We start from the raw sequence: 15,101 nt of genomic DNA on the forward strand, positions 1-15,101 counted from the left end.
GCTGGTGATCAGTAGATGCTGAAGGGGAAGTACTTGGCGTTGATGGTCTCGTAGGTACCATTATCGATGATGGCCTGCAGCGCGGTGTTCAGGCGCTCACGCAGCGGATCATCCTTGCGCACGGCAATCCCGATCTGGTCATTATCGAATACCGGCTCGCCCTTGAACTCGAAGTTGGCGCCCGCTTCGCTCTGCAGCCACTCGTACTGCACGAAGTTATCAGCCAGCACGCCGTCGATACGGCCGGAGTTCATGTCCAGATAAGCGTTTTCCTGGGTGTCGTACAGACGCACATCCACCACGTCAGCCATGTTGTCCTCCAGCCACTGACCGGCGATGGTCGCGCGCTGGGCACCGATGGTCTTGCCTTTCAGGCTGGCTTCATCAACTTTGAAATCGGCCGACTTGGGCGCCACGAACTGCAGCTTGTTGGTGTAGTAGGGGTTGGTGAAGTCAACCGCCTGCTTGCGCTCGTCAGTGATCGACATGGAGGCCACCAGGAAGTCGAACTTGTTGTTGTTCAACGCGGGAATGATGCCGTCCCAGTCAGAGGTCACCACGGTGCAGTCAACCTTCATCTCGGCGCACAGGGCGTTGGCGATGTCGATGTCGAAGCCGACGACTTCACCGCTGCTGTCAACCAGGTTGAAGGGAGGATAGGCACCTTCTGTGCCAATGCGCAGTGTCTCGGCAAAGGCCGGAGCACTCATAAACAACGCTGTGGCAGTTGCCAGCAAAACCTTTTTGTATTGTTTCATGGATCTACTCCTATTTATTTATGGCTTGACATGAACTGTCGGCAGCGCTCGGAACCGGGGTTGTCGAACACTTTTTCCGGGGTGCCGATTTCTTCGACCAGCCCCTGATGCAAAAACACCACCTGGCTGGATACCTGCCGGGCAAAGCCCATTTCATGGGTTACCAACAGCATAGTACGACCTTCATCCGCCAGGGCTCGAATCACCGTAAGAACCTCGTGGACCATTTCCGGGTCCAGTGCCGAGGTGGGCTCATCGAACAGGATCACACGCGGCTGCATGGCCAGCGTGCGAGCGATGGCAGCACGCTGCTGCTGGCCACCGGAAAGTTGTGCAGGGAAAGAATGGCGTTTGTCGGCAATGCCGACCTTTTCCAGAAAGGCCTCGGCCGCCTCAACCGCCTCGGCCTTGGACTGGCCAAGCACGCGCCGCGGCGCTTCGATTATATTGTCGAGGATGCTCATGTGCGGCCACAGGTTGAAGCTTTGAAAGACAAAGCCGACCCGAGCCCGCAGACGGTTGATTTGCTTGTTGTCGGCGGCGACCAGCTCGCCCTGACGGCCAGGCTTGAGCTTAAGCTCTTCGCCGGCGACCAGAATCTGGCCAGCGTGCGGATTTTCCAGCAGATTGATGCAGCGCAGCAGCGTGCTCTTGCCGGATCCGGAGGAACCGAGGATGGAAATAACGTCGCCATCGTTGGCGACCAGATCAACGCCCTTGAGTACTTCAAGGTCGCCGTATCGTTTGTGCAGGTTGCGCACTTCTAGAGCGGGCGAAGTCACGTATCGTTATCCACTAGGCGTTTAGCCGTCAGGTGTATTACCGCCGCATTTGTGATGCAGCAGCCGGGACACAGATCCTTCTGCAGACGTCCGGGCGTCATATTCTGGCAAAACTAGCACAGCTGATCTGCATGACCAAGAACCCTGTTTCGGTCACCGACCGGCAAGTACAGGCAAAAGTCTTGCCAATACGCGAGCTAGACAGCTCTGCCCTGCCAGAAACAAAAAAGCCCGCTGGGGTTGCCAGCGGGCTTTTGCAATATAAGTGGTGCCCAGAGACGGAATCGAACCGCCGACACGAGGATTTTCAATCCTCTGCTCTACCGACTGAGCTATCTGGGCATCAAGGGCCGCTATTAAACGGTTTAAGCCTTTTTGTGTCAAGCGCCTGTTGAAAAATATTTTCTACTTTTCAGCCGCTTACCAAAACATCATGCGCTCGGAGGTACGTAACCTTCGGCCTGAGCATAATCTTCGCCAGCAAGAAACTTGTCCATTTCCGCCTGCAGAAAGCGCCGATCCTCGGGATCCATCATATTCAGCCGGCGCTCGTTGATCAGCATCGTCTGGTGCGCCTGCCACTCATCCCAGGCACGCTTGGAAACGTCCTGGTAGATCGCCTCGCCCTTGGGGCCGGGATAGGGCGGCCGCTCCAGACCGGGCAACTCTTCTTTGTACTTGCGACACATCACCATGCGCGTCATTGATGAACTCCTTCAGGCAGGGGATGGAAGATGCGCTTCAATCTGCTTCAGCAATTTTTTCACTGGTGCGGCAAGACCGAGGCGACTGGGTTCGCGCAGGTTATACCAGACCTCGCCGGGTTCAGCCACGCCGTCGACAGCATGCACCCGCACCAGCACCGGCTGAATATCCAGATGGAAGTGGCTGAAGGTATGCCGCAAGCCAGGCAGCGGCTCGCTGTGTTCAATCGCCAGCGGCCGGCTCTGCAACCAGGCCGACAACGCCTCTTGATCATCCAGTTGTACCGGACTCCAGAGTCCGCCCCAGAGGCCTGTCGCCGGGCGGCGTTGCAACCAGACCTCGCCCTGCGGGTTCAACAACAGCGGCATCACGCACTGGCGCACCGGCAACACCTTGCGCGGTTTGGAACCGGGGAAGCGGGTAGGCTCGCCCAGCAATCGCGCTTCACACCCTTCCTTCAGCGGACACAGCAGGCAGGAGGGTTTGCTGCGCGTACAAAGCGTGGCCCCCATATCCATCATCGCCTGGGTATAGTCCTGCACCCTGTTTTGGGGCGTGTAGCGCTCCGCCATGCGCCACAAACGATCATGCACCGACTTTTCACCGGGCCAGCCTTCAACCGCACCAAAACGCGCCAGCACCCGTTTGACGTTGCCGTCGAGAATCGGCGCCCATAGCCCCATGCTGAGCGAGGCAATGGCGCCAGCGGTAGAGCGCCCGATACCTGGCAGCGCTATCAAACCCTCAATGCTGCGCGGAAACTCACCACCATGCTCGGCAACCACCTGCTTGGCTGCTTTGTGCAGGTTGCGCGCCCGGGTGTAGTAACCCAGCCCCGTCCATAAATGCAGCACCTCATCGTCGCTGGCGTTTGCCAGTGCCTGCACGTCGGGCAGAGCGTCCATGAAGCGCGCAAAGTAGGGGATCACTGTCGCGACCTGGGTCTGCTGCAGCATGATCTCCGAGACCCAGACACGATAGGGCGTTTTGTCCTGCTGCCAGGGCAGGTCCTTGCGACCGTGCGCGTCGTACCAATCCAGCACGCGCTGGGCAAACTCATCGGGCTTCAATTGGAAAACAGCCCCTTGATCGCGTCGCGCAGCTCAGGCGCTTTATCGCCCAGCTTGTCCTCAAGGCGCTCTTCCAGCTTGCGCTTGGCTTCATTACCCAGCAATTGGCCGGCAATTTTGGTTACCCCTTCGGTATCAACGCCGCAGCTGCTGGCTGCGTTGTGCAGGTAACCCTGGCAACGTACCGGCCACTCAACGCCGACGTAGCGCTCGTTGACCTGGCAGGCCTCGTCCGGCATATCGCTCTTGTCGCCTTCCAGCAACAAACCGATACGATAATCCAGGCGCTGATCCGGCAGATTCACCTCGCCCTTGCCCTTGGCAGCGATGCCCGGCAGCTTGGCCACCAGATCGCGGTTGCTGATCTGCCCGTCGCGAATACTGAAGCTGCCGTTCAGTTGCTCGAACGGCGTATTCTCGCTGCCGTGTTCGCCGCTCAGCGATTTGCGGTTGGCCAGCGCGATGGCGCGGCATAGTTGCTGTTCCAGATTGACGCCCAAGAGGGCACCGTCATCTACCTGGAAGCGCGCGTTGCCGCCGAGCGTATTCATCCAGCGGCGCAGGCTGTTGCCGCGCATATTAAGGTCCAGGTCCAGATCCAACGCGCCACGCACCTGCGCCGGCACCTCGTAGGCTTGCTGTGCAACCAGCGAATCCACGCCCTTGAGCTGACCGCTAAGCGCCAGGCTAACCGGAGTCTTGCGGGTATCAATTTCGCCTTTACTGACAAAGGTGCCGGAGAAAATGCCGCCGTCTAGCTGTTTAAGCTGAATACGCCCATCGCGCGCGCTGGCGGCCAGGGTAAAGGGCTTGATGATCTGCCCGGTGAGAGTGACCTGCTGCAATGCCAGGCTGCCGTCCACGTCCAGGGAGGCCAGGCGTTCCAGCGGCAAAACCGCATCATCGCTCCACTCCTGTGGCGCTGCGGTCGACTTGCTGCCCCCGGTTGCCTGCCCGGCGCTGCCATCCTTCTCTTCAGCCGGTGGCAGGTAGTTGTCCAGGTTGAAGCTGTCGCCAGCCAGCTTGAAGCGCAGGGCCTGCCGATCAAAATCAGCCAGACCCAGCTCGCCCTTGAGCGTTGCGCCATCAACCACTAGCGTCAGATCTCTAAGCATCAGGCTGGCGGCGTTGCCGTCCAGCCGGGTGGCCAGCGAAATCTGCGACAGGGCGCCCGGGTCTGCCATGTCTGGCAGCTCTTGGCCTAGGTCACGCAGTAAATCACGGCCGTCAAAATCCGCAACGTTGAGCTGGCCAGCCAGCTTTGGCTCTTTATCCAGCGCGGTGACTTTCAAGGCACCGGTAGCGCGCATGTCACCCAGCGTCATGCGTAGTTGGTTCAACTCCGCGACCTGCGCTGTAAGATCAAGCAGGCCATCACCCTGCAGCTGCAGATTGACCGCACGGCCGGAGAAGGGCTCGCCGCTGGCATCGACTTTCATGTCGAGTGCATCCAACTGATAACGCTTGAGCCCCAAGTCAAACTGAGCAACCGTCTTCACATCCAGCCGCACGCGCAGCGCGGGTTTATCGGTGGTCAGCATGCCGAGGAAACTGACATCGAAGGGCTCGCCTTCAATCAGCGCGCCGGTGGTCAGATTCGCCTGATCCAGAGTCAGTATCTGGCCGCTCTGCCGATCCTCGTAACGCACGCTGGCGTTGGTGATCTGCACGCTTTCCACGGCAAAATCCATTTCCTTGTCTTTGGTACTGGGCGCGGGTGTGCTGTCGCCGCTCACCGAGGCGTCATCAGCAGACTGTTGCGGGCCAATATTGGCCCAGTTGCCCTCGCCCTCTGCCGACTTCACCAGCTGCAGACGCACATCGTCGAGAATCACATCACTCATGCGCAATTGCCGGCGTAGCAACGGCAATACCTTGACGCCCAGCCCAAGCGAGCCGACCTGCGCCAACGGTTGGTCCGGCTGCTCGGTGGGGGCTACACCTACGCCCTTGAGCTCGATACCCAACCACGGGAAGAGCGACCAGCCGATATCACCACCCAGTGTCAGTTCGATATTCGCCTGCTCACGGGCGGCTTGTTGAATGTCTTCTTTATAGTCATTCGGATCGAACATGCGCGTGAGAAAAAACAGTACACCAATGGCCAGCACCACAATGCCGAACACCACCAGCCCCACTACCTTGGCAAAGGCTTTCATCATCTCTCCTTATGTTGGCCTGCCGCGTATTTCCCGCAGGGCAGCGCAATTCAGTTCATGTCAGCGTCCAGCATCCGCTTGACCCTTTCGGCCAGCGCCAGACTGGCGGTCAGCCCTGGCGATTCGATACCGAACATGCTGACCAACCCACGCACACCATGACTTGTATGGCCTTGGAGGACGAAATCCATGGCCGGTTCCCCCGCGCCGCTCAGCTTGGCCCGCACCCCAGCGTAGGCCGGCTGCAAACGCGCCTGGTCGCACGCCGGCCAGTAACGTCGCACCGCCGCGCCAAACGCCTCGCGCAAATGCGCATCTACCTGATAATCCAATTCATCGGTATAGCGCACATCCGGCCCAAAGCGTAACTGCCCGGCCAGATCGAGGGTCGCGTGTACCCCCAGACCGGCGTTATTCGAATCCGGCATAGGGTAAACCAGATGGCGAAAGGGCGACGACCCGGCGTAGCTGAAATAGCGTCCCTGGCACCAGTGAACCGGCGGCACCTGTATGGCGCCGGCCACGCCCCGCTGCAGCGTTTGGGCGAACAGCCCCGCGGCGTTAACCACCTGGCGGGCACTGATGCTGAATGCCTGACCATCACTATGTCCGGTCACGCACAAACCCTGCTTGATTGGCGTGATGCCCTGTACCCAGGCACGACAGCTCAGCATGCCGCCGGCGCGCTGCAAGGCAGCCTCAAACGACTGCATCAGGGCGTGGCTATCGATTATTCCCGTGAGCGGCGAAAACAACCCGGCCACCGCGCGCACCTGCGGCTCCAGCGCGTGCACCTGCGCCGCGTCCAGCCACTGCAGGTCAACCCCATTGGCGGCAGCATTGGCCTGCAGGCGAGTCATCGCGGCAACTTCCTCAGGTTCAACCGCCACTAGCAATTTGCCGACCTGTCGATAGGCCACGCCGTGCTCGGCACACCAGGCATAGAGCAAATCCCTGCCCTCAACACACAACTGCGCCTTCAAAGAGCCCGGCGCATAGTAGATGCCAGCATGAATGACTTCGCTGTTGCGGCTGGACGCATGCTGGCCAATCCAGGCCTCCTGTTCCAGCACCAGCACGCTGCGGCCATCGCGTGCCAGGCGCTGGGCCACCGCCAGCCCCACCACGCCGGCGCCTACCACCACCAGGTCAAAATCAGTCGCCATCGTCTGCGCCCATGCTCCGCAAGTCACCACTGTCCTGCATTCTGCCGTGCTCAGTCACGCAATGACAGCGGGGAGCCCGGTCGGGGCGATCAGCACAGGCAATCAGCCGGCTGTAGCCCACTACCCCGCAGCCACGTATAATGCCCGCCTTTGACCGACAACTTCAGCGGAGATTAACCATGGCGGAGCGCAAGGCCAGCGTCGCGCGCGACACTTTGGAAACCAAGATCAATGTCGCCATCAACCTTGATGGTACCGGCGAGGCCGACTTTGATATTGGCGTTCCCTTCCTTGAGCACATGCTCGACCAGATCGCCCGACACGGCCTGATCGACATGACCATCAAGGCCCGTGGCGACCTGCACATTGACGATCACCACACCGTTGAAGACGTGGGCATCACCCTGGGCCAGGCCTTTGCCAAGGCCATTGGCGACAAGAAGGGCATTCGCCGTTACGGCCACGCCTATGTGCCACTGGACGAGGCCCTGTCACGCGTGGTGATCGACTTTTCCGGTCGTCCCGGCCTGCAGATGCACGTGCCTTATACCCGTGCCAGCGTGGGTGGCTTCGATGTTGACCTGTTCATGGAGTTCTTCCAGGGCTTTGTGAACCACGCCCAGGTGACCCTGCATATCGACAACCTGCGCGGTGTGAATACCCACCACCAGATCGAAACCGTGTTCAAGGCCTTTGGTCGCGCACTGCGCATGGCTATCGAGCAGGATGAACGTATGAGCGGCATCATGCCCTCCACCAAGGGCTGTCTGTAAGCATGTCGACTCATGTAGCCGTCATCGACTACGGCATGGGCAACCTGCATTCGGTTGCCAAGGCACTGGAGCACGTGGGTGCACAGCAGGTTGAGGTAACCAGCGACCCACAGGCCATCCTCAACGCCGACCGCGTAGTGCTGCCAGGCGTGGGCGCTATCCGTGATTGCGTCAGCGAACTGCGCCAGCTCGGCCTCGACCAGGTAGTGCATCAGGTCGCCAAGGAAAAGCCTCTGCTCGGTATTTGCGTGGGCATGCAGATGCTGCTGGAGCACAGCGAAGAGAATGGCGGCGTCGACAGCCTCGGCCTGTTCCCCGGCGAGGTAAAATTTTTTGGCGACGAACTGTACGATGGCGATGTGCGCCTGAAGGTGCCCCACATGGGCTGGAACCAGGTACAGCAGACCCTCGACCATCCGCTGTGGCACCGCATTGAACAGAATGCCCGCTTCTACTTCGTGCACAGCTATTACGCCGCGCCAGGCAAGACCACCCAGCTGGCCGGCCGCTGCCACTACGGCGTCGACTTTGCCGCTGCGCTGGCCCAAGACAACGTATTCGCCACCCAATTCCACCCCGAGAAAAGCCACACCAACGGCCTGCAGCTGCTGCAGAACTTTCTTGCCTGGGATGGGCGCTGGTAACGATCAGAGCCGCGAGGCACGGGCTGCAGGCAACAAGCACAACCGCTTGAGGCCCACAACCTGAGACTTGAAGCTCTTTTTCCAAAGGAAAAACTTATGCTCATTATTCCCGCTATCGACCTCAAAGACGGCGCCTGTGTGCGCCTGCGCCAAGGCCTGATGGACGATGCCACCGTGTTCTCCGACGATCCTGTGGCCATGGCGGCCAAATGGGTCGAAGCCGGTTGCCGCCGATTGCACCTGGTCGACCTGAACGGCGCCTTTGAAGGCAAGCCGGTCAATGGCGCGGCAGTCACGGCCATTGCCAAGCGCTACCCCGACCTGCCGATTCAGATTGGCGGCGGTATCCGCTCGCTCGACACCATTGAGGAATACATCAAGGCTGGCGTCAGCTACGTGATCATCGGCACCAAGGCGGTGAAAGAGCCCGAATTTGTTGCCGAAGCCTGCCGTGCCTTCCCCGGCAAGGTCATCGTTGGTCTGGACGCCAAGGATGGTTTTGTTGCCACCGACGGCTGGGCCGAGGTCAGCAGCATTCAGGTCATCGACCTGGCCAAGCGCTTTGAAGCCGACGGCGTCTCCGCTATCGTCTACACCGACATCGCCAAAGACGGCATGATGCAAGGCTGCAACGTGGAAGCCACGGCCGCACTGGCCAACGCCACCTCGATTCCAGTGATCGCCTCAGGCGGCATTCACAACCTGGGCGACATTCAGACCCTGCTCGACACCACCACACCCGGCATCATCGGCGCCATCACCGGTCGCGCCATTTATGAAGGCACCCTGGATGTGGCCGTGGCACAGGCGCTGTGCGATGAGTACGCGGCCAGCAACGAGCGATAAGCCGGCACTTGCTGGCACCGCCTTACAGATTTTGCTTGCAGCCTGAAGCGCACCGCTCCCAGCTGCTCTCGGAGAAAGCCCATGCCCCTGGCCAAACGCATCATCCCCTGCCTCGACGTCGATAACGGTCGCGTGGTCAAGGGCGTCAAGTTCGAGAACATCCGTGACGCCGGTGACCCGGTGGAGATTGCACGCCGCTACAACGAGCAGGGCGCCGACGAAATCACCTTTCTCGACATCACCGCCAGCCACCAGGAACGTGACACCACGCTGCACACGGTCGAGCGCATGGCCAGTCAGGTATTCATTCCGCTGACCGTGGGCGGCGGCGTGCGTACCGTGCAGGATATTCGCAATCTGCTCAATGCCGGCGCCGACAAGGTCTCGATCAATACCGCGGCGGTATTCAATCCGGAGTTTGTGGGTGAGGCTGCCGACCGCTTCGGCTCACAGTGCATCGTCGTGGCTATCGACGCCAAGCGGGTTTCCGCTCCGGGCGAGCCAGGCCGCTGGGAGATTTTCACCCACGGCGGGCGCAAGCCCACCGGGCTGGACGCCGTTGAGTGGTCACGCAAGATGGAACAGCTGGGCGCCGGCGAAATCCTGCTTACCAGCATGGATCAGGACGGGGTCAAGAGCGGCTACGATCTGGGTGTCACCCGCGCCATCAGTGATGCCCTGCACATCCCGGTGATCGCCTCGGGCGGTGTCGGCAATCTGCAGCACTTGGCCGACGGCGTAACTCAGGGCGGCGCAGATGCCGTGCTGGCCGCCAGTATCTTCCACTTCGGTGAATTCACCGTGCACGAGGCCAAGGCCTACATGGCCGAGCGCGGTATCGAGATGCGTCTCTAACCCACAGACGCCTCAGTGCGGCTGGCGCAGCAACGCCTGCACGCTAACCAGCCGCACACCTTCACGCCTCTCCAGCCCCGGCAACTGCCGCTCAAGAAAGGCCAGGGTTTCCGGATACGGATGGCCAATCAACACCGCAGCCCCCTGCTTTCGCGCCCGCTCCAGAGCCAGGCGAAACTCCCGATCCAGCTCAACTTGCGTGCGCTCGTTGTCGAGAAATACGTCGCGCGACACGCTCGGCACACCCGCCGCCTGCGCAGCGAAGGCCGCCTGGGTTTCCTTAGTGGTGCGACTGTCGACAAAGAACAGTTGCCGCGCGGCCAGCTGCGTCATCAACCAGTCCATGCGCTCACGGTCGGCGGTCAGCTTGCTGCCCATATGATTGTTGACGCCTTGAACTGGCGTGAAGGCATTCAGGCTAGCCTGCAGCTGGGCCTCAAAATCGGCCCGGGACATGCGCGTGCTGAGACCACCCTCGCCAATCGCCAACCCGGCCAGATTTTCCATCGGCAGATGCAGCATCACCGGCTTGCCGGCTTCAGCTGCCAGCGTGGCCAATGCTTGCGCGTTGCGGGTGAAGGGCATGATGGCCAGCGCCACCGGCGCCGGCAGCGCGATAATCCGCTCGCCAGCACTGCGGCTATTGCCGACGTCATCGATAATGATGCCCAGCCTCGGCAACGCCTCAGCTTCATCCGAGGCTGCAGGTGCCACCTCGGGTGACTGCTCAGGCGGTTCCTGCTCCGCTGGCTGCGGCGCGGGTAACGGCTCCAGCGCTGGCATGCCCAAACCATAGGGTGCATCGGCGCCATCAGCCGCTGAGTGGGCAGGCGCTGCCGACGCTATGGGCTCAGGGGGGTTATTTTCCGTCGGCGGCTCGGCGATTTCGGCTGCGGGCGCAGTGACCACAGACTCACTCGGCTGACCAGCACTCTCAGCCGACTCATCCTCGGAACAGCCACCCAGCAGCACGGCTGCCAACAGGACAGCAACCAGCACGCCTGCGCCACCGTTGCGGTGGCGCCTTGCTTTCGCCAAGAACACCGGCGGCGCTTACTGCACGCGGGTACGCGCGACGTTCAACCCTTTGAGCAGGCTCACTGCCTGGCTCAACTGGTAATCATCCGCCAAGGGGCTGTCACCACGCGCTGCCGCGGAGGTGGGCTTTTCGTTGCCACTGGCGTTGTTCAGGTGACCGGCCAGATCCGCTTCACGGTAGCTGATTTCGGCTTCATCCAAGGTCAGGTGCGCGCGTTCGACACGAATATCCGGGACTATGCCCTGGGCCTGAATCGAGCGCCCCTTGGGCGTGTAATAGAGCGCAGTAGTGAGCTTCAGGCCACGGTCATTATTCAGCGGCAACACGGTTTGTACCGAGCCCTTGCCGAAGCTGTCGGTGCCCATGATCACGCCGCGCCCAAGATCCTGCAGCGCACCGGCCACGATCTCGGAAGCCGACGCCGAGCCGCCATTGATCAGCACCACCAGCGGGATATCACCAGAGGGGTTGTTCGCGGTCGCACTGAAGCGCATTTCGGCGTTGCTCAGACGGCCCTTGGTGTAAACGATCAGCCCCTTGTCGACAAAGGTGTCCACCACTTCAACGGCTGACTGCAGCACGCCGCCCGGGTTGTTGCGCAGATCCAGCACCAGGCCGTTAAGCTCACCCTCGGCTTTCAGGCGGTTGAGGTTGGTACGCAGCTCGTCACCCGTATTAACCTGGAACTGGGTCACTCGCAGATAACCGTATCCGGGCTCCAACATCTCCGACTTGACGCTCTTGACCTTGATGATGGCGCGCTCAAGCTTGACCTCGAAGGGCCGGCCATTATTGCGTACCAGCGTCAGCCGAATGCTGGTGCCGGGTTCGCCGCGCATCTTGTCAACCGCGTCCATCAGGCTCATGCCCTTGACCGGCTGATCATCGATCTTGACGATCAAATCACCCGCTTCGATACCGGCCGCAGCAGCTGGGGTGTCATCGATGGGCGAGACGACCTTGAGGAAGCCGTCTTCCTGGCCAACCTCAATCCCCAGACCACCGAAGTGTCCCTGGGTGCTGTCCTGCAGGCCGGCAAACTCATCCGGCCCCATATAGGCAGAATGCGGATCGAGCCCTTCGAGCATCCCGCGAATAGCGTTTTCCAGCAGAGTGGCGTCATCGACCGGCTCGACATACGCCGTGCGAATACGCTCGAAAACTTCGGCGAAGGTCCGCAAATCGTTCAACGGCAGAGGTGCAGCAGCCTCCTGTTGTGCTTCTTGCGCATGGACAGGGACCAGACTGAGACTCAGGCTCAGACCGGCAACCAACAGACTACGCACTGCAATCATTTAACTCTCCCAACGCAAGAAAAGCGGACGATACCCCTGATGGCCTGGGGCACAGCGGCATGAGGCATCACCCCGACAGCATACACCACGCCAACGGGTCGAGGGCCTGGCCCTTGTGGCGAATAGCGAAATACAGCGAAGGCTCGGACAGGCCTCCGCTATTGCCTACCGTAGCAACGGCCTCACCCGGCTGCACCCAGCTGCCCACTTCACGCAACAGGGTCTGATTGTGGCCGTACAGGCTCAGATAACCATTGCCATGATCGAGAATCAGCAACAGACCGGAGCCACGCAACCAGTCGGCGAAGACCACGCGGCCGCCGTGAATAGCCTTCACTTGCGTGCCGACGGCGGCGGAGATCAACAAGCCATCCCATTTCAAGCGGGCATCACCGCCGCGCTGACTGCCGTAGCGCGAGGTGATCCTCCCACGCACCGGCAAGGGCATTTTGCCGCGTGCCTGGGCAAATGCCAGGCCGCCCGCCGACCAGCGGGCGGGCGCCTGAATCGCAATCGGGTTCTCACTGGAGCCTTGAGGTTGCGCCCGTGGCGGCTCTGGCGTAGGCAGACTAGTGATCGCCTCGTCCAGTTGCTTGATCAACTTGTTCAGAGCCGCCCGTTCGGACTCCCGCGCAGCGAGTTTCTGCGCTTCCGAGCGGCTCTGCCCCTGCAGCGAGGCCAGCAACTGCGTGCGCTTTTGCTGTTGCGTTTGCAGCGCACTTTCACGTGCCGCCAGGTCCTCGCGCGCGCTCTGCAGGGCGGCCTGTTCGCGCACGATATCGGCGCTGGCGAGCTGAATTTGGCTCAGGGTGTCGTTGAAGCGGTTGATCTCCTCAACGCGCGCCTGCCCCACGTACTCGTAGTAACGCATCATTCGCGCCATGCGGCCCGGATCATCCTGATTCAGCAGCACCTTGAGGTAGCCCTGCTGCCCGGCCATGTAGGCTGCTCGCACCTGCTGAGCGATTTGCTCCTGCTGCGTTTCCAGCGAGGCTTGCAAGGCCCTGGCCTGATCGCGCAGATCCAGCAGGCGGGTTTCGCCGTCACGGATCTGCTGCTCCAGCTCATTGCTTTCGCGCTTGAGTCGACCAATGTCGGTCTCGCTTTCCTTCAGCTCAGACTCCAGGCCGGAGACTTCCTGCTTGAGTCCATCCAGCATGTCTTTCAGGCGCTTAATGTCAGCCTGGGTCTTTTCCAGCTCGGCGCGGGCCTCACGCGAATCGGTTTGCTGTGCGCTGGCGGGCAGCGCCGCGCTCAGCAACAAGCCGCTCAGCGCTGCCGCCGCCAGCGGCAGGCTGTAACGGTGTGCCTGCTTCTTCAGCCACTCCATTGGCTCTGCCTCCGGTTTCAGGTGAATGGGTTTCAGTCCAGCTAGCGTCAGACCCGCGTCACTATCGAGCGACCGGTCATTTCTTCCGGCTGCGGCAGGCCCAGCAACGTCAGCATGGTAGGCGCCACATCAGACAGAATGCCGCCGTCACGCAGCTCGACATTGCGCGGCCCGACATAAACGAAGGGGACTGGCTCGCAGGTGTGGGCGGTGTGTGCCTGGCCGGTGTGGTCATCAGCCATCTGCTCGACGTTGCCATGGTCAGCGGTGATCAGTGCTTCGCCGCCAACCTTGCCCAGCGCCTCGGCAATACGGCCAATGCACTTATCCAGGCACTCCACCGCCGCGACCGCCGCATCGAATACGCCGGTATGCCCGACCATGTCGCCATTCGCGTAGTTGACGATGATGACGTCATAACGCTGCTGCTCAATTGCCTCGACAATACGGTCGGTAACCTCGGGAGCGCTCATTTCCGGCTGCAGATCGTAGGTAGCGACCTGTGGCGAGGGAATCAGGATGCGCTCTTCGCCCTCAAACGGCTCTTCACGGCCGCCGGAGAAAAAGAAGGTCACATGCGCGTATTTTTCAGTCTCGGCGATACGCAGCTGAGTCTTGCCCTGCTTGGCCAAATATTCGCCCAGCACGTTATCGAGCGACGCAGGCGGGTAGGCGCAAGGCGCCGGAATGGACGCCGCATACTGAGTGAGCATAACAAAGCCGGCCAGCTGCAACGCGCGTGGCCGGACAAAACCGCTGAAGTCGGGCTCGACAAAGGCGCGGCTCAGCTCGCGTGCGCGATCAGCGCGAAAGTTCATGAACACCACGGCATCACCGTCCTCAACCCGCACCGGCTCGCCCACGGTGGTGGCTTTGACGAACTCGTCGCTCTCGCCGCGCTCATAAGCTGCGGTCAGAGCGTCGGTCGCGGTCTGCGCAGCAAACTCGCCCTGGCCTTCGGTAATCAATCGGTAGGCGGCCTCAACGCGATCCCAGCGGTTGTCGCGATCCATTGCAAAGTAACGGCCAATCAAACTGGCGGTGCGGCCCTTGCCAAGGCGCGCGTAGGTGTCTTCCATCAGTTGCAGCGACGGCGCAGCACTTCTCGGTGGCGTGTCACGGCCGTCGAGAAAGCCGTGTACATAGATGTATTCGGCGCCGCGCTTGGCCGCCAGCTCGACCATGGCCGCGAGGTGCTCCTCATGGCTGTGTACACCGCCTGGCGACAGTAGGCCAAGCACATGCACCGCGCGCCCGGCACTGACCGCCTTATCGACGGCGGCGCAGATGTTTTCATTGGTGAAGAAGTCGCCATCGGCGATGGCCTTGGTTACGCGAGTGAAGTCCTGGTAGACCACCCGCCCGGCACCCAGATTCATGTGCCCCACCTCGGAGTTACCCATCTGCCCATCCGGCAGGCCTACATCCATACCCGAACCCGACACCAGGGTGTGCGGTGCACTAGCCCACAGCTTGTCCCATATCGGGGTGTTCGCCGCCATGATGGCGTTGGAGTCGGGAGTTTCGCTGTGACCGAAACCGTCCAGAATCATAAGCACTACGGGCTTGGGGGCTGCTGTCATACTGAAATTAACTCACAGGTTGAATTGGGCGAGAAGGGCCACAGCCAACCAGGGCTGCGCCAGGCGACAAAATCAGGCCCACAGTTTACTTGCCGC

At 61.0% G+C, this 15,101-nt stretch carries 14 protein-coding genes and 1 tRNA gene; 4 read left to right on the plus strand and 11 right to left on the minus strand.

The window, feature by feature from the left end:
• Positions 1-8: 8 nt before the first annotated feature.
• From V7747_RS05855 to V7747_RS05885, 7 genes are all read right to left on the minus strand, one after another.
• Positions 9-758 (minus strand): ABC transporter substrate-binding protein, encoded by a 750-nt coding sequence (locus V7747_RS05855; protein ID WP_092286234.1) that lies wholly within the window; start codon positions 756-758, stop codon positions 9-11.
• Positions 759-772: 14 nt separating this feature from the next.
• The gene (locus tag V7747_RS05860) at positions 773-1,540 is read right to left on the minus strand and encodes an ABC transporter ATP-binding protein (protein ID WP_335615118.1); all 768 of its coding nucleotides are present in this window, start codon (positions 1,538-1,540) and stop codon (positions 773-775) included.
• 266 nt (positions 1,541-1,806) lie between these two features.
• Positions 1,807-1,882, minus strand: a tRNA-Phe gene (locus V7747_RS05865).
• Between the two features lie 89 nt (positions 1,883-1,971).
• Positions 1,972-2,244, minus strand: coding sequence for an oxidative damage protection protein (locus V7747_RS05870; protein WP_092286238.1), 273 nt, complete (start codon positions 2,242-2,244; stop codon positions 1,972-1,974).
• Between the two features lie 12 nt (positions 2,245-2,256).
• Positions 2,257-3,315 (minus strand): A/G-specific adenine glycosylase, encoded by a 1,059-nt coding sequence (mutY, locus tag V7747_RS05875; protein WP_335615119.1) that lies wholly within the window; start codon positions 3,313-3,315, stop codon positions 2,257-2,259.
• Positions 3,312-5,474 carry an AsmA family protein gene (locus V7747_RS05880; RefSeq protein WP_335615120.1) on the minus strand — a complete coding sequence of 721 codons (2,163 nt, stop codon included), beginning with the start codon at positions 5,472-5,474 and terminating at the stop codon, positions 3,312-3,314. The genes mutY and V7747_RS05880 overlap by 4 nt, the downstream gene beginning before the upstream one ends.
• A 50-nt stretch (positions 5,475-5,524) precedes the next feature.
• Positions 5,525-6,640 carry an NAD(P)/FAD-dependent oxidoreductase gene (locus tag V7747_RS05885; RefSeq protein WP_335615121.1) on the minus strand — a complete coding sequence of 372 codons (1,116 nt, stop codon included), beginning with the start codon at positions 6,638-6,640 and terminating at the stop codon, positions 5,525-5,527.
• A 179-nt stretch (positions 6,641-6,819) separates the two neighbouring features.
• On the opposite strand from V7747_RS05885, the gene hisB reads away from it, so the two are divergent.
• The 4 genes from hisB (at position 6,820) to hisF (ending at position 9,758) form a co-directional block, all read left to right on the plus strand.
• On the plus strand, positions 6,820-7,413 hold the full coding sequence (gene hisB, locus V7747_RS05890) for an imidazoleglycerol-phosphate dehydratase HisB (RefSeq protein WP_092286246.1): 594 nt from the start codon (positions 6,820-6,822) through the stop codon (positions 7,411-7,413).
• A gap of 2 nt (positions 7,414-7,415) precedes the next feature.
• Positions 7,416-8,057: an imidazole glycerol phosphate synthase subunit HisH gene (gene hisH, locus V7747_RS05895; protein WP_335615122.1), complete on the plus strand. Its 642-nt coding sequence runs from the start codon at positions 7,416-7,418 to the stop codon at positions 8,055-8,057.
• 96 nt (positions 8,058-8,153) lie between these two features.
• On the plus strand, positions 8,154-8,903 hold the full coding sequence (gene hisA, locus V7747_RS05900) for a 1-(5-phosphoribosyl)-5-[(5-phosphoribosylamino)methylideneamino]imidazole-4-carboxamide isomerase (protein ID WP_335615123.1): 750 nt from the start codon (positions 8,154-8,156) through the stop codon (positions 8,901-8,903).
• A gap of 81 nt (positions 8,904-8,984) precedes the next feature.
• Entirely contained in the window at positions 8,985-9,758 is a 774-nt protein-coding gene (gene hisF, locus V7747_RS05905) for an imidazole glycerol phosphate synthase subunit HisF (RefSeq protein WP_335615124.1), read from the plus strand.
• Between the two features lie 12 nt (positions 9,759-9,770).
• Here the strand turns inward: hisF and V7747_RS05910 are convergent, their stop codons facing one another.
• From V7747_RS05910 to gpmI, 4 genes are all read right to left on the minus strand, one after another.
• On the minus strand, positions 9,771-10,757 hold the full coding sequence (locus tag V7747_RS05910) for a divergent polysaccharide deacetylase family protein (RefSeq protein ID WP_335615125.1): 987 nt from the start codon (positions 10,755-10,757) through the stop codon (positions 9,771-9,773).
• A gap of 54 nt (positions 10,758-10,811) precedes the next feature.
• A complete protein-coding gene (locus tag V7747_RS05915; RefSeq protein ID WP_335615126.1) occupies positions 10,812-12,092 on the minus strand; it encodes a S41 family peptidase in 1,281 nt (426 codons plus the stop codon).
• A gap of 67 nt (positions 12,093-12,159) precedes the next feature.
• Entirely contained in the window at positions 12,160-13,422 is a 1,263-nt protein-coding gene (locus V7747_RS05920; protein WP_335615127.1) for a murein hydrolase activator EnvC family protein, read from the minus strand.
• Positions 13,423-13,469: 47 nt separating this feature from the next.
• The gene (gene gpmI, locus V7747_RS05925) at positions 13,470-15,005 is read right to left on the minus strand and encodes a 2,3-bisphosphoglycerate-independent phosphoglycerate mutase (protein WP_335615128.1); all 1,536 of its coding nucleotides are present in this window, start codon (positions 15,003-15,005) and stop codon (positions 13,470-13,472) included.
• Positions 15,006-15,101 lie beyond the last annotated feature (96 nt).

Source organism: Halopseudomonas sp. (assembly GCF_036960865.1).
In the GTDB taxonomy this organism is placed as follows: Bacteria; Pseudomonadota; Gammaproteobacteria; order Pseudomonadales; family Pseudomonadaceae; genus Halopseudomonas.